The sequence below is a fragment of the Thiomicrospira sp. ALE5 genome (assembly GCF_900112445.1).
GTDB lineage: Bacteria > Pseudomonadota > Gammaproteobacteria > Thiomicrospirales > Thiomicrospiraceae > Thiomicrospira.
Map to the genome: position 1 here is coordinate 693,923 of NZ_FOYY01000003.1, position 21,751 is coordinate 715,673.

Consider the following 21,751-nt stretch of genomic DNA (forward strand, 5'->3'; position numbering starts at 1 on the left):
CATTATTGTGAATTATCCGCTGACCATTGCGCAAACCAGTCTTTAAACTCAGCAGGTTTACCAAATAAATACCCTTGCAGCTCTAAATGTTCAAATTGAGCTAGTTGTGCTGCTTGCGCTGGCGTTTCAATCCCCTCTGCAATCACCCGCAAATTCATTTGTTGGGCCATCGCATAAATTGTCGGCACCAAACTCACAGACTCGTTGCTTTCAGTCATGGTTAAGATAAAGGAGCGGTCAATTTTTAACTCATCAACAGGTAGCTGTTGTAAGTAACTTAGCGATGAATAGCCTGTGCCAAAATCATCAATAGAGAACTGCACGCCTAAAGATTTAAGCTCGTTCATTTTATTGACGACCATTTGCAATTCATCTAAAAACAGACTTTCGGTAATCTCAATCATTAAGCCATTGGGCTGAGCAGCAGATTCCGCTAACCATTTCTTGACGCTTGCTACAAACGAAGCTTGCATAAATTGACGCGGACTAATATTGACCGCAACGATAATGGCGGGTTGACTTTGCTGCATTTGCGCTAAAATCAAACACGCATGTCGTAACACCCAGTCCCCTAAGCCTAAAATAAGATCGGACTCTTCTGCTAGCGGTATAAAGGTTCCTGGTGCCATAAGCCCATGGTCTGGGTGCTGCCAGCGGACTAGACACTCTAAACCCATTAATTGGCGCTGGTGATTCACCTGAGGCTGCACAAACAAGCGTAACTCATCGCGCAAAATCCCGCTGGCCAGTTCATTTTGGAGCTGATGTTTTGCTAATGAATCTTGCAACAGTTGTTGATCAAATACACACACACCTGTACCAGAACTTTGGCGAATCTGCTTTAGTGCCACACCCGCATTTTCAAATAACTGATTGATCACCACCTGGCTACTCTCGGGTTTGGATAAAACTAAACTTGCCACGCCAACCGCAACGTTCAAGTCAAACCGCTTACCTCTTACCCCAACCGATGTGTTAAAGGCTTGAACAATTGTTTGCACAGTCTGGTCAAGCGCCTCATCTTTTTGTCCATCCCGTTGACAAAAAACAGCAAACTCATCGGCCGCTAAGCGCGCAACAAGGTTACCCTGACCTGTAAATAGTCTATTCAAGCGCTGTCCCACGGCTACAAGCACCGCGTCTCCTACATCGGCTCCATCAATTTGATTGATAAATTTAAAACGTGCAATGTTTACTAAAATGAGTGCGGCGTTTCGCCCCGAAGATTCAAATAACTGCTTGTCAATAAATTGAATTATACGATTGCGGTTAGCTAAGCCGGTTACCGGATCACGATATAACAACTCATTAATGCGTTGTTCACGTTGTTTTCGAGAACTAATATCGCGTTGAATCGCTAAATAATGGGTCGCTCGACCCTGCTCATCTTTTACCGGAGAAATTATCGCTTGGCTAGGGTAAATCTCGCCATTTTTACGTTTATTAGATAGTTCACCTAGCCATACTTTACCTTGTTTCAAAGTTGCCCATAAGTCTTGATAAACAGACTTCGGCGTTAGACCTGAACTCAAAATACTAGGTGACTTACCTAAGACTTCCTCTTCTGTATAGCCCGTTGTTTGTTCAAACATGGGGTTCATATAACGAAACTGCCCATTCAGATCGGTAATCACGATTGATTCAGGACTTTGTTCAACGGCCTGGTTAAGCAATCTAAGCTCGGTCAATGCTTTCTTCAATCGTCGACGCTCTTGATTTAGTAAGCCCTGCCGCTGGATAAGCAGGGCTACAACAAACGCAAGCATGCTGAAAACCAATACTAATCCGATAACAATCTCTATGAGCCACCAAGCCACTACATCTTGAAACTGCAGCGCAAAATCATCAAAGGGCTCTAAACGTAACTCGCGCATTAAATTGTCAATGGTGCGATAGTCGCCCGCAATTGTAAAACCACCGATTTGCATAGCCTCTGATAAAGGGCTATGGCTCGGTATGGCCAATAACGCGGCGGCAACCAGTCTAATGACCTCGCTATCCACTTCCGGCATGGCCGCAAACGCCCATTCTGGATAGAGACGTGTACTCGTGATAAACGGAAAACCAGCATAAGCCTGCTGGTTTAGAATTTTAAGCTGCGACAAATCTATTAACTCACGCGCCGACAAGGCTTCTAACACACCCGTGCGAACAAACCCCACATCCACCTCGCCAGCCAACACCGCTTCCACGACTCTGCGCTGCGGTTGTCCGGTTGTGGTCACATTCGCGTCTTGCTGTAAACGAATCCCATGCTGCAATAATTCAAAAGCCTGCATTTGATAAGAACCCAACCCAGTTATAGATGCGCCGGCGACCCGCTTGCCCTTAATGTCTTTTAAGTTAGCAATATCATCACGTTCAGCAAGGGTAAAAATCACGCCACCAAAATATTCGGTGACCTGCCCGCCGTCTTTGTTAAGTAATGAAGCCAAAGGCGAACTCAGTTGATGCCGATAGGTTAATAAAACATACTGCGAGGGTTGAGTCAGCACAAAATCCACCGCACCCGATGCGACGGCTTGTTCCATTTCTTCGTTGTGATACACCGCTAGCTCAAATTGAGCATGATCAATTTTGTTTGTTAAATAGTCTGCCAGTGGTTGCCAACGCGCCATAGCAAGCGACTTATCTTGAAAAGCCAGCACGGCTAATTGATATACTGTTTGTTGCTTCGCGTCTTGTTGGTGCACATCTGAGGACTGTTCAACTAACGCTTGAGCGGCTATAGGCAAGGTTAAAAACACACATGCCAGTATCAATTTGAGAGGATTGACCAACAATCTCGTCATGGTTTAGTCCGTTGCTGGGAATTCATTACAAAGTTTACACTATTTTGCAGTAATACCGCTTCCAGTTCTTGGTGGGGTTCGACTAACCAGGCTTGGTTAATCTGGCCGGTTTTAAGAAGCTTGATCGCCTTTTGAGCATCATGCGCCACTTTGACTTGATATTCGGCTTGCGCTTGTTGGGCGAGGGTTTTGAGTTGCTGTTTGTCATGGCAGACGATTAATAGCACGGGTTTGGGTTTTGATGTTGGCTGTGCTTTCGGCTGCGATGTTAGATGTTCGCTTAATACGCGATACAATTCATCTGAATTGAGCGGTTTAGCAAGGTGGTCATTCATACCTACAGCCAAGGCTTTGTTACGATCTTCAACAGCCGCCGCCGCGGTTAAGGCGATAATCGGAATAGCTGGATTAAACTCGCGTATCGTCCGGCAGGCCTGGTAACCGTCCATCACCGGCATTTGGATATCCATTAAAATGACATCAAACGGCTGTTTCTGGGCTTTTTCAACTGCGATTTGACCGTTTTCGGCCAGTTCAACGCTCAAGCCAAGCTGTGTCAGCATATTGGCGGCGACCTCTTGGTTGATTTCATTGTCTTCGACTAATAACACCTGACCTGATAACTGCTTGTGTTTAAGGGGTTTGACATAACTTTCAAGCTTGGCGAGTTGCTCGGCGTTACAGGCCGACATGGGTACTGAAAAACTAAATGTGGAACCCTTACCAAGCTCACTGTCAATATGAATATCACTCCCCCCCATTAACTTGACTAAACGTTCACTGATCACCAAGCCCAGGCCGGTGCCGCCGTGTTTGCGGGTAATACTGGTATCCGCTTGGGTAAACGCGTTAAACAGTTTTTGCTGCTGCTCAGTACTCAAGCCCACTCCTGTGTCTTTAATATCGAAACTTAACCATAAGCCGCCATGGTGATCAGTATGAAATTTACAGACCACCTCTACTTTGCCACGCTCGGTAAACTTAATCGCATTGCCAATTAAATTTGTCAGCACCTGACGCAAACGCAGGTTGTCACCATAGAAACAGCATTTATTTAGCTGGCTATCCGCGAGATGCACATCAAACGCCAAACCTTTGTCTTGCGCTAAGTATTCAAATAAATCAGTCAGCTCGTCTTTGAGTTGCACCAGCTGAAACGGCTGTCGATCAAGTTCCAGCTTACCGGCTTCGATTTTCGAGAAGTCGAGAATATCGTTGATTATGCCCAATAATAACCGGCCGGATTGATTCACCCGTTCAAGTTGATGCTGCATTTTTTGCGGATCGGTTTCGGTTAAACCCAACTCCGACATACCGATAATGCCATTCATCGGCGTGCGGATTTCATGGCTCATATTCGCGAGAAATTCCGACTTAGCGCGATTGGCGGCATCGGCGCGATCACGCTCAATTTGCAAATCACGCGTTAAGGCATGTTGTTGCTGTTGCAAACGTTTAGCAAAAATCAACGAACTAAAGTTTTGACTAAATACCGACAATTTTTGCGTTAAATCGTCTGAATAGCCGCCCGGCGCATTCCCAATCCCAAAAAAACCGATCATGTCATCGGCATAAAAAACCGGCACACCCATAAAGGCATTCAAAGCCGGATGCCCCGGTGGTAAACCGCCTGCTCGGGCATCATTCGCCGGGTCATTGCTGACCACCGTTGTTTTATTCAACAAGGCATAACCAAACAGATTATTTAGGTTACGAAATTCCATACCCCGTCCGGCTACCTCATCATAGAGCGCTCGCGTTGCGTCATCCCAAGCGATATTCGTCAAGGCAAAGCTTTTAAGATAAGGCGCTCCCTGTTCATCATGCAAGACTTCGCCAATAAAGCCGTATTCACTTTGGGTAAAACTCAAAATTTCTTCTAACAAGACATCCGAAGTCGTTTGAATATCCTGCGTGGTCATGAAAGTTTGATTCGCGCGCCAAACTGCTTGTAAAAGCTGGTTTTTCTGCTCCGTTTCTAATTGAAGTTCTTTTTGTTCGGTTATCTCCAGATGGGTGCCCATCATTTGAATCGGTTGCCCTTGCGCATTCATTTTGGTGGTATTGCCACGCCCCTGAATCCACGTCCAACCGCCTTGCGCATTTTTAAACCGGAACTCCACTACAAACGACTTATCCTGCGCCATTTGCTGTTCAATCGACTGAAACATCGGGTGCAGATCATCAGGGTGCAATAAACTTTGAAAAACCTCAAGGCTGATTGTAAACGCTTGCGGTGCATAGCCTAACTGCACAAAGGCTTCATCTGACCAAGTAATATCATTAGTCAGCAAGTCCCATGTCCATAAACCAATCAGAGTCGCTTGCATGGTTAGGGAAAATTGTTGGTTCGCATTCTCTAGCGCAAGTTGCTGGTGTTTTTGGCTGGTAATATCATGCACAAAGCCGTGCCAGATAACGGTGCCATCATCGCGTCTGGTTGGGCTGGATTGACCACTAAGCCACCGCGTTAAGCCACTGGGCAGGTTGACGCGAAACTCTTGCGACCAAGGGGTTAGGTTCTGTGCTGACTCATCAATGGCTTTCGATAGGTCTTGAATATCCTCTTCATGCACCCGACTAAACAATTTCGATGCATCCTCTTGAACATCCTCAAACTGCAAATCAAACAAATCAACAATCGCCGGACTAGCGAAGGAAAAGCCAAAACGCTGATTAGGATAACGCACCAGCTCATAAATCATGCCGGGAATATTGTTCGACAGCGCTTGCAGACGATGATGCGCATGCTTGATTTCACTTTGATCAATCAAATAGCCCAAAATCTCAACCACTTCACCCTGCTCGTTATACACCGGGCGCGTGTAGTCATAAAACCAACGACATTGGCCATTAGCGTTAATCAAACGATAAGTCTGCTCCCAAAAGGGGCGTTTTTCTGCGATATATTGCGTTACTTCTTGACCTAACTTTTCTAGATCATCAGGGTGTACTAAGGAAACGAATTGAAACCCCTCGGACAAAACCTCGTCAACAGAGATGCCGAGAATCTGCTGGACATTGGACGAAACAAAGTTCACCGGCCAGCCTTCTTCCGGTCGCCACTTAAACACCAAAACTGGCCCCCCGGCAAACAAGTCACGCTCATTTTTTAAACGTGCTTGCTCTTGAGCCAAGCGTTCGCCCCAAGCCTGGTACACCAAGGTCACTAAATCTTTTTGATGCAAAACCCCTAAAACCTCTCCCGACAAACCATCCACCACCAACAAGCGTTTTATTTTATGCACGCGTGCCTGCTCCAAGGCCTCACCTAAGCTCAAATGGCTGGCAAAGGTTTTTAATGGTGCAGACATCACCGTGTCCGCCTGTACCGACAAGTCAGCATGTTGGTCAAACAAACGAATAATATCGCTCTGGGTAATCATGCCGACAGGTTTTTCTTCATCAAACACCACCGCGGCAGTTTGGTGCGCATGACTCAGCTTGGCAAACACCTGCTCAACGCTGTGCGTGTTATCGACCTTAACAAACTGCGACATACCTAACACTTCAGCGAGCGTTTTGGTTTGCGCGAGGTTTTCCGGGTCAAGATAACCGGCCAGATCGCTATAACTGACAATCCCGACCAATTCGCCTTGATCAACCAGACACAAATATTCATCTGGGTGACAACGTATAACCTCCAACGCCTGTAACACCGGTGCTTCAGGCGGTAAGGTGGGGACAGCATTCAATTCTACTTGACGCAAAGGCTGGTCAAAGTTGACCTGTTGTAAGCGGAAATGGATCAATTCGCGGGTTGTCAGAATCCGCAACCCCGCCTCACCGGTCACAATCACATCGCGCAGTTTGCGCTCGGCCATTAAATGCACCGCATCATTAATCGAGTGACAATCGGCAATCGTAATCACATTCGGGGTAGCAATCTCGCTCAGCTTAGGTAATAACATTGGCGTATCCGTAAAGTTGTCTCATCCCTTAAATATACCTTGAGCACTTATCACTTGCCATAACTTAAACAACTATGAGTAAAAAGAAATTAACAACCATAAGTATTAACAACACACCCACTCGGTAAAGTCTTTAGCCCTAAAAGACTATACGCAATAAAACTAGAATTATTAAACCTTGTCATCCGATTAATTTATTGAAATAAATTTTGGTGTAACATAGCTTCAAGTTTTATTAAGAGCTGTTTTTTATGTACCAGCAACCCCGCAACATTTTACTTATAGACGATGACTTACTACTGCAACGCGTGCAGCTTGCTTTTATTGAAAGTTATGGGCATCAAGCCTTTGCGGTAAAAAATTTAGCTGAAGCACAAGAAGCGCTTAACAATAGGCATTTTGACTTAATACTGACTGACATTATCATGCCTGAGATGAATGGTTTTGAGCTAACAAAAAAGCTGAGAGATGACGGCATAAAATTACCCATCATCGCTTTGAGTGGCAACGGCAGTGATGCCGATCGCCAACAGGCAAAACAGGCTGGCATGAATGGCTATCTTACCAAGCCACTCCGGCAGGATGCTTTTAACAAAGTAATCGCAACTTTCTTTTAGAAAACGCCCCGATTGGGGCGTTTGAATTGTGATTTTTTTAAGCTAAATTTCCGGTGTGTCGCGTAACGGTAGATAATTCGACAGGGCATCAATCAAAGCGTGTTGGTCTAAGGGTTTCGTTAAATAGTGGTTCATGCCTGCTGCTAAGCCCTGCTGTCGATTTTCAGCAAAGGCATCGGCGGTGAGCGCAATTACCGGGATGGGGTTCCGATTGTGTGCCTGCTCCCAAGCACGAATCTGCTCAGTGGCTTGGTAACCATCCAGCACCGGCATTTGAATGTCCATAATAATGGCATCGAGTTGATCTGCATGGGCTTGCACCTGTTCAACCGCTTGCTGGCCGTTTTCCGCTACTCGCGTGCTAAGCCCCAGTAAAGCAAGTTGGTTTTCCACCACCAGCTGATTAATCTCGTTGTCTTCAACCACCAACACCTGACCACTAAATTGCGGCAAGGTGTTATGCGCGTCCGATGGGGTTGCTGCCGAGTCGGCTGTTACTACCGGCGCTAAGCTTACTTTAAACCAAAAACGTGCACCCTGACCGACTTGACTGTCCACACCGGCTTCACCCCCCATCAGCTGCGCCAATTTTTGCACAATCGACAGGCCGAGCCCGGTACCGCCATATTGGCGGGTGCTGCTGTTATCCAGCTGACTAAAGGGCTGAAATAAATGCTGATGTTGTTCCGGTGCAATGCCGATACCCGAATCTTCTACCGCAAATAACAATTCCCCCTCTGGCGTCAGTTCTTGCGCTTCGATTAACACCGTCCCTTGTTCGGTGAATTTAATCGCGTTATTCACTAAATTGTTAAGCATTTGGCGAATACGCTGCCCATCGCCTTGATAACAGGCGTTGTCTTTGCCCTGCCAACGCATGTTAAGTTGCAAGTGTTTTTGCTTGGCGCTCGGTGTAAACAAGGCCAGGGTGTCTTGCAGGATTTGGTTGGGGAATACCAGGCCTGGTTCGAGGTTCAGTTTGCCGGCTTCCACTTTGGAGAGATCTAAAATATCGTTTAACAAGCGCATCAGGGTTTCGCCCGAGTCCATAATGGTTTGGGCATAACGGCGATAGTCCTGCTCAGCAGGGGTTTGAGCCAACAATAATTGCGCCATGCCGAGAATGCCGTTCATCGGTGTACGAATCTCGTGGCTCATGGTCGCCAAAAAACGGCTTTTCGCAATATTGGCGGCCTCCGCCTGTTGCTTGTGTTGTTCGGACAGTTCCAAGGATTGCTGCAAGCGCAACTCGGTCAGCTTTTGGTCGGTAATGTCCATCACAATGCCAATGACTTTGCTCACCTTGCCTTGCTCAATGAGTGGTGCCGTTTTGGTGCGAATCCATTTGTCTTTGCCCAGATGGGTTTTGAATGGAAAGACCAAATCATAGGGCTGGGCCTTTTCAATACAGGCTTTAAAGGCTTCAAGAATCGTTTCGCGATCTTCAGGCAAATAACAATGCACACTTTCAGCGATATGATCAAAGTCGGGACTGGGTTTAAAATCATGCAACCTAAACAACCCCTGCGTCCAAAACATTTTAGCGCCATCGACTTGATACTCCCAGCCACCTATTTTGGCGAGTGCTTCACTGTCTTCTAGTAGGCGTTCACTGCGTTCAAGTTCGGTTTTGAGTGCCTGAAGATCAGAGATTTCACGACTGATTCCAAATAGCCCCACCAGCTGATTATGTTCGTCCAACACCGGCCATTTATTGGTTTGCACATACCCCAGTTTGCCTTGTTCATCATAATAGGGATTAATTTTGCCGATAACCGCTTGCCCTTGCTGATAGACCGGTGCTTCTTCTTCATGATAAATCTTGGCGGTCTCCGCCGGAAATAGCTGGTGATCATCTTTGCCGATCATATCTCGCCAAGAACTATGGCCGGTCACCTTGGCCAGGGTTTGGCTGCAAAACAACATTTTGCCATCTCGGTCTTTGAAATACACAAAGTCGGTTGTTTGCTCAAGAAAGGCTTCAAACTCTCGCTTAAACTCAAACAAATCCCCTTCGGCTTTTTTTCGTTTGACATTCACGAACCACAAAAACAACGAAAGCAAGGCAAACAGTAGGATGCCAACAATTAAAAGCTGCTGAATGCGTTGGTTAAGCTGATGAGTTTGCCCTAATTGTAAGGCGACTTCTTGCTCTAACCTGTCTTTGAAATGCCAGATACCCGGATCAAAATCGCGCCCCGGGGTCACATCATGGATTACCGACAGTAATAAGTTGGTGGCACCGAACTGATAAGGCTGTGAATAGACCTCGACCGTGCGCAGCTCGCCATTAGCAAGCTGATGGCGGAAAATGAAGTAGTTGCGCCCCTGCTGCTTGGCGAGCTGGCGCTCTTGCGCGACCTGCTCAACACTCAAGCTATTGATTTGCTGAATGCGCATCTGCTGCAGGGTTTGGCGTGAATAGCCATAAAAGTCCGCCGCCGCTTGGTTGGCACTCACGATTTGACCGCTGTTGGGTTCAATTAACAGCATAACCAAACCCTGGTTCTCAAACACCTGCTGAAAACTTGAACTCTGCGCGCTTAACGGCAGACACAACGCCACACAACTGCTGAGCCACATAAGCACTTGGCGATAACGAGATAATTTCAATAGCATTCCTTTAGCGGCAGTCTTACTCAAAATTAAACACATACTATGATCTTAACGGCTTTTTAATAACTTGGCACTAAGTTTATAGTCATATTTTTACCGCTTTAAAGACGTAAAACGCCCCGTTTGGGGCGTTTGAAATAAGCACTTAGGTTTTAAAGCAGTGCGAGGCTATTGCTAAAAATCACTCCACTCGTCAGCAGCCGGTTTGGATGGTTTCGCAGGCTTGGACGCTAACTGGCGGACCGCAGGTTTTGCTAAGACCGCCGGTTTCGATAAAGCTTTCGGCTGGCTAGCCGTATTGCCGGTTTTAAAGAACGCCATATCTTCCTGTAAACGCTGCGCCTGCTCACTCAGGCTTTCTGATGCCGCACTGGTTTCTTCTACCAACGCCGCATTTTGCTGCGTAACACCATCAATCTGTGCAATCGCATTATGAACTTGCTTGATGCCTTCGGATTGTTCAACAGAGGCCTGGGCAATTTGTTTAATCATCTCGGCCACATTATTAATCGCATCATTAATGCCTTGCAAAACGTCTCCTGATTCAGCAGCAAGCTTGGTGCCCTCATCGATACGTCCCACGCTTTCATCAATCAGGTCTTTAATATCTTTGGCCGCTTCAGCTGATTTTTGCGCCAACGCCCGTACTTCACCGGCTACCACCGCAAAACCACGGCCATGTTCTCCGGCACGGGCGGCCTCTACCGCCGCATTCAGTGCGAGTAAGTTGGTTTGGAAGGCTATCCCATCAATCAAGGTCACAATATCCGCTATCTTATGACTCGACTCTTGAATAGAGTTCATCGCACCGATAGTTTGTTGCATAACCGTGGCACCTTGGTTGGCTTGCTTTTGTACCTGCTGTGTGACACCAACTGTCTGCTGAGCATTTTCGGTATTGGCCTGGACCGTCGCGTTCATTTGATCCATGGTGGCTGAGGTTTGCTCAAGCGAGGCAGCCTGTTCTTGAACCCGTTGACTCAGGTCTAATGATGCTTGCGACACTTCGGTAGCGGCACTACTCACATTCACTGATGCATCGGTTACTGCGTTAACCACTTGCTTCATTTTTTCCATGGAATAGTTAATCGAGTTTTTCAAGCTGTGCAGTTCACCTTTAAAGTGCCCTGTGGGTAATTCAACAGTTAAATCACCTGACGCTTGCGCGGCCACCACTTGACTGATTTTCGTAATCGCATCCGAGATGTCTTCCATCGAACTATTGATACCATTTTTAAGTTTCAATAACTCACCGCGTGCGTCAACCTCGACACGATAATGGAAATCACCCTCTTGCATTTTAGACATCACGTGGTTGATGCTATTAATGGTTAGGTGCAAGTTTTGTACAGCCTGATCAACCTTAGTACGGAATTCCCCTTTAACAGTATCCGGTAGCGTGACACTAAAGTCACCGTTGTAAAGGGCATCCATCACCGTTTGAAGTGCGTCCATGGTGTTTTGAACACTTCCTACCGACGCATTAACGGCGTTTTTCATCATATTAAGGTCACCATGGAGAATATCAGTAACCTGAACATCAAATTTACCCTCGGCAACCGAAGACATGACGTCATTAACATTGGTTATTGCACGCTGGACATTAGCAGCAAAACGATTGTAGGACTGCACAATGTCGCTGATTTCGTCACCGCGATCATGATACATGACGCGACCATTAAAACGACCTGTGTTGATCATAGTGCGCATCGACGCCGACAACATTTTAAGCGGCTTGATCACCCGTTTTGATATCACCAATAACAGTAAAAGCACAATCGCAATCACCACCAATACGACCCCTAACAACGACCAAATCACTTGTTGAGTGGCGGCAGCTATTTGTTGCTGAATTTGATCAGCCGGTTTAATCATCAGGTGGCGACCCATCACTTCACCGACCGGATTGTATGCGGGTAAATCTAAAATAATTGCATCACCTATGAAGTAACCGGCACGATTTTCACCCTGCTCAAATTTTGGCAGGTTCTCACGCAGGTAATTAATGGCCTCTTCATTAAACCAAGCGTTATGAGCCAACAAGTAACCCGGCATAAACGCATTGTTATTGGTCAAAGTACGTGGCATACGATCACCATAAAAGCTTTGGTCAACTACCATTACCCAATCAGTATTGAGTTGCTTAAGATCACGGACAATGGAACCCACACCACCTGAAGCGGACACCACCCCAACCAACTGATTGTTATAAAACACGGGCGCATAACCCGTCGCGCCAATACCAAAACCATTTTTATTAATGGATAGGTCACCCACTACACGCTGGGTTTCAAATGCACGATCACGAATCCGGTCAAGATGTTCATCTCCAAACTGCTCCAATGACCAGGAGCGCATAAAGGAGCGGCGGTCATTATCATAAAGTTGAAAGCGAATATTGCGGTAGTCAGTAATTCTAGCGAAGTGATTTTGAACTTCTGACAGACGCTGTTCTGCAACTGTCCGAGGCACTACCCCTGCCAAGGCTCGCTGAATTTCAGGCATCATCGCCGCGGTGGCCGCTATATCGGTCACAGAAACCGCTTTAAAAGCAATCTGATCTTTGATTTGTTGTTCTGCAACATCTAGCGCCTCATTGAGCTGCTGGTCAATAATCGGTGCAATTTGTGATTTATAAAACAAACCACCCAAAGCCACCAGGCCTGCTAACAACACGATCATGGCGTAAATTGCCAAAAGTTTTGCCAAGCTGCCCGTAATGGCAAACTTGTTTAACTTCGCTGCCAAAGGCGTGATCGCCATGCTGTTTTGCAGCCTTAACTCACCTTGATTAATTTGGCGATAGAGTTTTTCAGCCATAGCTATTTGTTGCGATGTCGCCGGAGTGCGAACCGAAACATAACCGAGTTTTTTGCCATCTTCAACCATAGGCGATACATTGGCTTGCACCCAATAGTGGTCACCATTTTTAGCGCGATTTTTTACAATCCCAGTCCAATCTTTACCGGCTTTAATGGTTTGCCACATATCCTCAAACACTTGGGCTGGCACATCTGGGTGGCGCAAATTGTTATGGGGTTGACCGACAAATTCCTCACGACTATAGCCAGAGATTTTTAAGAAGTCATCCGAAGCCGTTGCAACAATGCCCTGTAAGTTAGTGGTGGTAGATAAGATGTAATCATCAGGAATGGTTATTTGGTTTTGTGTTACAGCTCTGTTTGACAGCACTTTTTGGCTCCAACTATAAATCTTAGGCTATAGAATTGAAATCACGCAATTTTTGACTTAATTATTCAAAAATAAATTGGTTGAAGAATAACACCATATTAGTAATTAGTTAAGAGAAAGCGATTAATAGTTATACTGCATAACCGAAACGTCTAAACTCATTAAAAGTTTCAATCGCAATTGTATTCATCACTTCTCCCTTGACCAGATCGCAACGGCTTGCAAGCTCATTTTAGTTTGCTCGATAGGTTAACTGGGGTATCATTTAGCCCATAAAACAACACTAAGTTAGGGTTTGCTATGTCATTCATTACATTTGATACGCTCCAGTATGCCAAAGCCCTTGAAGCCAAGGGCTTCACCACGGAGCAAGCCGAAGCCTTGGCCGAACAAACGCTAATGAAGCAAGACATAGCGCAAATTAACGCAGATTTACGGGTTTTAAAATGGGGTATTGGCTTAGTGGTTGGTATTGCGGTCACTGTGGCGATTAAACACCTGTTTGGACTATAAGTTTCGCTAAGTTATTGATTTTTTTGGGCATAATAAAACCCGCTTGATGCGGGTTTAGTAAGTAATATGGCGGAGAGCGGGGGATTCGAAAACACCCTAAAAACCTAGCTAAAAAACCTTTTATTTGTTTTTGTACTCACTTTTATACTCACTTTCACCATTTCCTGGGTAGTGTTTAGAAATCTGTGTCATTTCGTTAAAATTTCTCAAAAAGGAATGACACATGACAAAACCACAATTCGATTTCAACGAAGCATTAGCACAGCTTCAATCTGGCAAAGGGCTCACCGGTAAAGATGGTGTATTAACGCCCTTAATCAAACAGCTCACCGAAGCCGCGCTTAAAGCCGAACTTGACCTACATTTAGCCGAAGATACGTCAGCTAATCGTAAAAACGGCTACACCAAGAAAACTGTCAAAAGCGGTGTGGGTGAATTTGAGCTAGACACACCCCGTGATCGTGAGGGTACGTTCGAACCGCAACTGGTCAAAAAACACCAAACCAAACTCACTCCAGAAATCGACCAGAAAATTCTCGGATTGTTCGCACTGGGCACCAGTTACCGCGATATCCGTTTCCACATTGAAGAACTGTACGGCATTGATGTGTCTGAAGCGACCATTACCGCTGTCACCGACCAGCTGATTCCTGAGCTTAAAGAATGGCAGTCGCGCTTGCTGGACGCAATCTACCCGTTTATCTGGCTCGATGCCATTCACTACAAAATTAAAGACAATGGCCGCTATGTCAGCAAAGCAGTCTACACCATTTTAGGGGTCAATACCGAAGGTCGCAAAGAACTGCTCGGCTTGTACCTCTCAGAAAGCGAAGGGGCGAACTACTGGCTCTCTGTCTTAACCGATTTACATAACCGTGGCGTCAAAGATATTCTGATTGCCAGTGTAGATGGTTTAACCGGCTTCGTCGAAGCGATTAACAGCATCTACCCACAGACTGAAGTGCAACAATGCGTGATTCATCAAATCCGCAACTCAATGAAATACGTGGCCTCCAAAAACCAGAAGGCCTTTATGCAAGATTTAAAGCCGGTTTACCGTGCCACCACCAAACAAGCCGCTGAGGCCGCACTGGATGAACTGGAAGCCAAATGGGGCGCACACTATCCGATTGTTATCTCGTCTTGGCGGCGCAAATGGGATAATCTCAGTGTGTACTTCAAATACCCGGAGTACATCCGACGGGTGATTTACACAACCAACGCGATTGAAGCAGTGCATCGCCAGTTCCGTAAACTGACCAAAACCAAAGGCGGTTTTCCAAACGAAAATAGCTTGTTGAAACTGTTGTATGCTGGCATACTCAACGCGTCCAAAAAATGGACGATGCCGGTTCAAAACTGGAACCTTGCCCTGTCTCAGTTGGCTATCCACTTCGAAGGTCGACTAGACAAGGCGTTGGATATTTAAGAAACTAGGCTGACACAGAATTTTGAACGCTCTCATTTCCTGCGATTAAAACTTCTTGATTTTAAGCTCTAATTAGATCCCTTCTTCACTACATACACTAGAGTATGCCAAGCTACTTTTTAAAGAACGATCACGATTCCTTTTCTGATCAATCTCATCAGCACGTTTTCGAACAGATTCAACACGCGCCAATCCCTTAAACTCTTGCCGCCCTTCTTCTGAAGCATAAACATAGTACTGATTCCTATACGATTTATCTTTACTACTTTCCAATCTATTTAAGATCTCACACACCATATCCTCTTCCGACATGTTTTGTTTGTTTTTATATAGTCTTTTATTAAAAAGCAAAAGCTTAGGGGCTACTCGTTCTGCCATTTGGTCTGTACTTGACCAGCCATAAAAAGGAGCTTTATTAGCAATAAGATTTAGCAACATTTGTTTAAGCTGACGTTTTTTAAAAGCACTCGATTCACTACCAAGGTTTACTGTATCCCTTATGTTGCCAGATACTTTCATGCCTAGGTAGATGCCATAAAGTGCCTCAGCCTTTGATAAGGCTACAATGGTGTAATGTTCGAAATATGCACGGCGTCTGCCTAGCTGATCCTGTTGAAAACTATCAACCTTATCATAACCAGAATCTTGAAACGTTATTTGATACAAACCTGATAACTGCAATGCGAGTCGGGCACAAACAGCCAAAGTGATAGCATTGTATAAACAATCGTGGCGCAGGGAATTGACATCTATCGGATCTTTACTGGGGTCTTTATAATTATATCTATACAAACTAAACATATCAGGTACGGTCAGACGATTGACCTGCTCTACAATTAAATTCTCTAAATCCATTGTCTGCATGCTCAATTCAAATAGACCAATTTGAAAATCTTCATAACGTTGAACATACCGAAGCAATGGGACCATGTGATTTTCACTGATAACGTCATCTACCATACCAAATAAGCCTTCTTTCTTCGCTTGCAAGTAGGTTTTATTGATCAAATCTGATTTCTTTCTGTTATTTCGAATAAAATCATCAACCTGCCTATAGTTCTCAGCTATGGTCAATCGATAGAAAAGATCAAGTATTTGCTGACCTGCTAAACTATCAAACTGATCAATTATTCTTGGTTCAGTGCACAAGCCGAAAAGTACCCTTTTAAGCTTGTCTTTAGCTATTTTGCTTTGCTCTTTTACAGCCTCATCTAAAGATTCTTTCGCGGTTAAACTATCCAAATCTCCATTAGAACTTAATTCAGCTTTCAATTTATCAAAAACTGCTTCTTCTAAATCCCTGGACAATCGGTAGTAGATATCATCAAAAGTGATTGCTGGCTTAAAATCAACAAATTTCTTTGGTTTTGTATCAATCCGATTCCATTTCGAATCAAATATACTGTTCTTATTCACCACACACTCCTGCATTTATCAACTTACTGCCATTAAATGCGACCGATTTAGCAGCTTAATCATTGAAGCATTTATAGGCTTAATCCTAAAGAAATATGCTGTTCTTTACAAAGTTTTCAAAATCACCTATAAACCCTAACTAAGCTAGCTGATATTAACCAGCAAACCTGCTTAAAAGTCTATATCGCAACTCGGTGTTGCATAGTCGAAGTCCACGCTGCTTTAAAAGCCGCATCACCAGCAAAGAGCTTGTACAGCTCAAGCTCTTCTTTACGTCGTTTCAACATGACCTCTTTGAGCATTTTTTCAAACACCAAATCCCGATGATGAGGATCTGTCTCATTTTTATATTTTGTTTCAAAATCCGGGTGCGCTTTAATACTGTCTGCAATATTAATAAATTTCACCCGCTGCTCTTCCGGCGTTGCACTCCAATCTTGGAACCAACGCTCGTTGAAGTCACGGATAATCTCATCTAACGGATCTTCTTGTTTTTCTCCATGCGCCCCGCGCGGATTCGGGTTTTGCGGATCGAGTTGGGTTTCTGTCGCATCCAAGCCAATCGACTGATTAAGCCTGACACGTTCAAGACCATACGAACTTAAATCTACCGACTCCAACAAGGCATCAAGCTGGTCGGCTTCTGGGTCAGCAACTTTTAGCTTTGGGATCAAAAATTTTAAGAACCAAAACAGCTTTTCCCACTGCATGTTCTCATAAGGCATGATCGAGGCCATTTGCCCGTAAATTTTGACAAACTGTTTTGCCTTAATTTTAAAGTCAGCCTGTTCGTCGTTTTCTAACACCAACTCACTTTCAAAACGCGCTACCGCTACATCAATCATGGCGCTTAACGCTTGCCCATCCACCCCATCAAAATAGCCCTGCGCGAACTTCTCAACCTCATACCCCTCGTAAACACCAACATCGTCCAGCGCATCTTTTAAATCATTCAGCACATTAATATCAGTCGGCTCGCTCAAAGACGTGGCGGTATAGAAAGGATCAAACGACTTTTTAATATCGTCGGTGCTATTGAAAAAATCCAATACAAACAAATCTTCAGTTTTCTTACCCAACTTAGGCGCAGCGCGATTTAAGCGCGACAATGCCTGCACCGCCAACACACCTTGCAGTTTTTTATCAATATACATCGCGGTCAATTTGGGCTGATCGAAACCGGTGAGGTATTTATTCGCCACCACTAATAAGCGATATTCATCGGTATCGAATTTATCCTTGGTATCGTTATCGGAAAAGCCATTCATGTCAGACTCGGTGTAATCAATGCCATCGACCTTCTTCTCGCCTGAAAAGGCAATAATCGCTTTAAATGGGTTGCCTTGTTGATCAAGTAAGCGCTGAACGGCTTTGAAATAGCGAATCGCCATCTCAATACTTTGGGTCACAATCATGGCTTTCGCCTTACCCTTCAGCTTTTTGGTATTCACCACATGAGTTACAAAATGATCGAGCATGATCTCGGCTTTGGTATCAATCGTCTGCTGGCTGCGCTCCACATACGCCCGTAACTTCTTTTGCGCTTTCGCGGTATCAAATTTTGGGTTTTCAGCAATCGACTTCTGGATTTCGTAATAGGATCTATAGGTGGTGTAATTCGCCAACACATCCAAGATAAAGCCTTCCTCAATCGCTTGTTTCATCGAGTAAAGGTGAAACGGCACAAAAGAGCTGTCTGGCTGTTGATGCCCAAACTTTTCTAGGGTGGTGTTCTTAGGTGTCGCGGTAAATGCCAGATAAGAGGCATTGTCACGCATTTTTCTTGAGCGCATCGCTTGCAGGATTTTATCCTGCGCATCGAGTTCTTCATCCGCACCCATCGCTTCATTCATCTTGCTGTGCGCCGTACCACTTTGCGAGCTGTGCGCCTCATCAATAATCACCGCAAAGCGCTTATCACTCAAATCACTCAACCCATCAATAATAAAAGGGAACTTCTGAATGGTGGTAATAATGATCTTTTTACCGCCTTCCAACGCGCTCTTTAAATCGGCTGACTTATTGGCGTGCGCCACAATGTTCTTAACCTCAGAAAAGTCTTTGATATTGTCTTTAAGCTGCTTATCGAGAATCCGCCGATCCGTGACGACAATCACCGAATCAAACAGGGGTTCTTCCAATCCTTTCGCACCCGGCACATCTTCGCGCTCAGGATGGGCTTCGATCAGTTGGTAGGCCGCCCAAGTAATGGAGTTCGATTTGCCGGAACCGGCAGAATGCTGAATCAAATAGGTTTGTCCGACGCCTTGGGTTGATACATCCTTAATCAAGCGCCGCACCACATCCATTTGATGATAACGCGGGAAAAACAAATTGCGCTTATTCAGCGGATCTTTGCTTGAACCATCCAACCGAATAAAATGCTGGATTAAATTCGCCAGACTATCCTTGGTGAATACTTCCTTCCACAAATAATCGGTTTTGTGGCCATTAGGGTTGGGTGGATTGCCCTGCCCTTGATTATGGCCTTTGTTAAACGGTAAAAAGAAAGTGCTCTGCCCGCTTAATTTGGTGGTCATATAGACTTCATCGGTATCCACCGCCATGTGAACCAAGCAGCGTGCAAACTGCAAAAGTGGCTGATTCGTATCTCGGTCGCTGCGGTACTGTTTTTGACCGTGATAACGTGCCGTCTGCCCTGTCCAAGCGTTCTTTAACTCCAAGGTCACCAAGGGTATGCCATTAACAAACAGTACCATATCGATTTCTTGTAAGGGATTCGCTAACGAATACCGCACTTGGCGCGTAACGCTAAAAATATTGGCTTCAAAATGCTGTTTAACTTGATCGCTACTACTAGCTAAGGGCGCGGGATACATCAAATGAAAATGCACATCGTCTAAGCTCAAGCCTTTCTTCAAAAGGTGCAGCACACCGTTCTTTTTCGCCAACCGATCAAAACGCTCCAAAATCCTGCGCTGCCAATCATTCGGGCTATGTTTCTGCAACTGCGTTAAGGTAGCTTGCTGCGTCGATTCAAGGAACTGCCAAAACCACTTTTCATCCAAGGCATACTGCGCATTAAAATCAGAGGGTATACCACGCTTAAAGCCATTGCTGCCGACATAATCCGCCGGACTCTCTGCAACCAGGCCTGCTTTGGCATCCTCTTGGCATTGACCGGTTAAAGCACGTTCAATCGCCGCTTCTAACGCTTGTTCGTTGGTTTGGCTTCGCATGTTAATTCCTTTCGTCTATTTAGCCCAACTATTAAGCAGCAAAGCGTTGCTGGTTTGCGCTAAAAAATGAATAGAGCTTTTCGTTGCATGGCTCCAAATAGATCTGCTCCAAATAATGCAATGACCAGTTCTCTTCGATGTGCTGGTCAATCAATTCTTCCAGTTCATCAATCCAGTTTTTACGCTTATTTTTCAAGTAGGCGCAATTAAGGTTTAATAACGCAATCGTGTACTCAGCTTTCTCTCTCTCCGACTTATTTAAGCGCTTGTTCGGTATAACCCGCCCATCAGAAAGATAAACAAAATAGTCTTGGCAAGCACTATTCAGTGGTGAAATAAAAAGGTTTGGCTCGAAACGTTCTTGCTTTGCATGACCGGCAAATAGATCAACATCACTAAGTTTCAGATCATCCGAACCTAACGCACTCATCACCAGGTTATGATAATCAAAAGTTCTTTGCGGATATTGGCTTTTGGGCTCAACATGCTCTATGTGAGATTGAAGCCCAAACTCCGCCGGATCAAGTTCTGAGTAGGCACACAAGCCCTGTTGTTCTGCTGTGAGTATTTTGAGCAGATCAGCTTTATAGCCAAATGATCCCCAACGGCTGGTTGCATCTTCCCTAGTCGCCGGCGGTGTTTGGTTAGATCGGTTAAGTTGAAACTCACCTGTACCTTGTTTATTGATAAAGCGCACTAGTTCGCCTCACCTTTTAAAAATCGATGGCGGCGAATCGACCGCTCGATTTTTTTCAACTGAGGATGTGCAGCATTCAAAACGCCTTGAAGCAAACTGAACAACTTTTGCGCCTCTTCGGATTCATAATCCCCCTGCTCTACCAACTCTGTCAATCTGTTTAAATTCTGTTTTTCGACAACCGGTGGTTGAGGATCGACACCCATGATCGCTTCAAGCACGTCATTACTTGGTTCACCGTAAGAATGTGCTTTAGGTTCTTCGGCAGTCATTTCACCGTTATGCTCTGACAACACGCGAATTGATTCCTTGGGCACTGTCGAAAGCACTTGTGGACTATGGGTTGTGACAATAAATTGAATGTTAGGAAATGTTTTGGTCAAAGACTGAATAACCCGCTGCTGCCATTCAGGATGAAGATGCATATCAACTTCATCAATCAAAACGATGCCATCGGTTTTTTGTGCCGCCATTTCACCAAAATGCGGATTCAGTTTTGCACAGCGCCACGCCATATCGGCGACCATGGAAACCATCGCTCGCACACCATCACTGAGTAACGATACCGGCAACGGGCCAAGTTGATCATGAATCATTGCGAGTTCTTCATGTGGGATGCTGTAATGAAAATTGCGCCAGCCTTCTGGTTCAAGAACTTGGTTGATGCTTTTTTGAACACATTCAAGCTGATTCTTTAAATTTGAGTCAGGGTATTCGTCCATCCTGCTCTCTTGAATAACAGCAAAAGTCGCCTTGATCATCCATTCTTGTACTTGCTTGTATGAAGAGGCGGCGCTAAAACAGTCCTCATACCCCATGCTACGGCTTGCTGTTAATACCAGCTTGCGCTTCATGTTCTTGTGACTATTCCACAATCTCCCTGACCCATAGTAAGCCAACAGAGGCAACGAAACCGCTTGATTAGAGGTTAAGGATTGCGCTAAGGATTTTGAATATTGATTGATTTCAGCGGCGTCGCCGGTTGTGGTTCTGCCTTTGGCGCTACGCAGTTCTCTTAAAATCTGGTGTGACTGGTTAGCAAAATGAACATCCGCTGAGACAGAAACCGGATAACATTGATCTTTCTCTAGATTTTTGAGCTTAGAAGCGTATCTTGCATCATATCGATCAAAATTACGTGCTTGCCCAAACTCAAAGCTCGAAAAATACGAGCCTAGCGCTACAGTGGCACCATCTAAAATAGAGGTTTTACCTTGACCATTTTTTGCGACAATCACCGTTAAACGGGGATGAAAGGTCATGCGCAATTCGCTAAATCGCCGGAAATTACATAATGTTATTTGCTCTAATCTCATACATTTTCTGCTAAATTAATGGATCTTCATAAAAATTAATTCGCTTATTACC

11 protein-coding genes are annotated in these 21,751 nt (G+C 45.0%); 3 read left to right on the forward strand and 8 right to left on the reverse strand.

Annotation, left to right across the window (positions count from 1 at the left end):
- Positions 1 to 2: 2 nt before the first annotated feature.
- A complete protein-coding gene (locus BM293_RS03480) occupies positions 3 to 2,792 on the reverse strand; it encodes an EAL domain-containing protein (protein ID WP_093446844.1) in 2,790 nt (929 codons plus the stop codon).
- The gene (locus BM293_RS03485) at positions 2,789 to 6,703 is read right to left on the reverse strand and encodes a PAS domain-containing protein (protein WP_093446846.1); all 3,915 of its coding nucleotides are present in this window, start codon (positions 6,701 to 6,703) and stop codon (positions 2,789 to 2,791) included. The genes BM293_RS03480 and BM293_RS03485 overlap by 4 nt, the downstream gene beginning before the upstream one ends.
- A gap of 251 nt (positions 6,704 to 6,954) precedes the next feature.
- Between BM293_RS03485 and BM293_RS03490 the strand changes: the two genes are divergently transcribed.
- Positions 6,955 to 7,320: a response regulator gene (locus BM293_RS03490; protein ID WP_093446847.1), complete on the forward strand. Its 366-nt coding sequence runs from the start codon at positions 6,955 to 6,957 to the stop codon at positions 7,318 to 7,320.
- Positions 7,321 to 7,362: 42 nt separating this feature from the next.
- On the opposite strand, the gene BM293_RS03495 is transcribed toward BM293_RS03490, so the two are convergent.
- Both BM293_RS03495 and BM293_RS03500 read right to left on the reverse strand, forming a co-directional pair.
- Positions 7,363 to 9,933, reverse strand: a complete 2,571-nt coding sequence (locus BM293_RS03495; protein WP_159428445.1) for a PAS domain-containing hybrid sensor histidine kinase/response regulator — start codon at positions 9,931 to 9,933, stop codon at positions 7,363 to 7,365.
- Between the two features lie 177 nt (positions 9,934 to 10,110).
- Positions 10,111 to 13,128 carry a methyl-accepting chemotaxis protein gene (locus tag BM293_RS03500; RefSeq protein ID WP_093446850.1) on the reverse strand — a complete coding sequence of 1,006 codons (3,018 nt, stop codon included), beginning with the start codon at positions 13,126 to 13,128 and terminating at the stop codon, positions 10,111 to 10,113.
- Positions 13,129 to 13,428: 300 nt separating this feature from the next.
- Here BM293_RS03500 and BM293_RS03505 point away from each other — a divergent pair, with 300 nt between their 5' ends.
- Together BM293_RS03505 and BM293_RS03510 are read left to right on the forward strand one after the other, a co-directional pair.
- Positions 13,429 to 13,641 carry a hypothetical protein gene (locus BM293_RS03505; protein ID WP_093446852.1) on the forward strand — a complete coding sequence of 71 codons (213 nt, stop codon included), beginning with the start codon at positions 13,429 to 13,431 and terminating at the stop codon, positions 13,639 to 13,641.
- Positions 13,642 to 13,864: 223 nt separating this feature from the next.
- A complete protein-coding gene (locus BM293_RS03510; RefSeq protein ID WP_093446853.1) occupies positions 13,865 to 15,070 on the forward strand; it encodes an IS256 family transposase in 1,206 nt (401 codons plus the stop codon).
- A 72-nt stretch (positions 15,071 to 15,142) separates the two neighbouring features.
- Here BM293_RS03510 and BM293_RS03515 read toward each other — a convergent pair whose 3' ends face one another.
- The 4 genes from BM293_RS03515 to BM293_RS03530 all read right to left on the reverse strand — a co-directional run bounded on the left by BM293_RS03515 (position 15,143) and on the right by BM293_RS03530 (position 21,699).
- Positions 15,143 to 16,486, reverse strand: a complete 1,344-nt coding sequence (locus BM293_RS03515) for a hypothetical protein (protein WP_093446855.1) — start codon at positions 16,484 to 16,486, stop codon at positions 15,143 to 15,145.
- Positions 16,487 to 16,665: 179 nt separating this feature from the next.
- Positions 16,666 to 19,686: a type I restriction endonuclease subunit R gene (locus BM293_RS03520; RefSeq protein WP_093446856.1), complete on the reverse strand. Its 3,021-nt coding sequence runs from the start codon at positions 19,684 to 19,686 to the stop codon at positions 16,666 to 16,668.
- 31 nt (positions 19,687 to 19,717) lie between these two features.
- A complete protein-coding gene (locus tag BM293_RS03525) occupies positions 19,718 to 20,383 on the reverse strand; it encodes a retron system putative HNH endonuclease (protein ID WP_093446858.1) in 666 nt (221 codons plus the stop codon).
- Positions 20,383 to 21,699 (reverse strand): AAA family ATPase, encoded by a 1,317-nt coding sequence (locus BM293_RS03530; protein WP_093446859.1) that lies wholly within the window; start codon positions 21,697 to 21,699, stop codon positions 20,383 to 20,385. Before BM293_RS03530 ends, BM293_RS03525 begins: the two co-directional genes overlap by 1 nt.
- Positions 21,700 to 21,751: the final 52 nt, after the last annotated feature.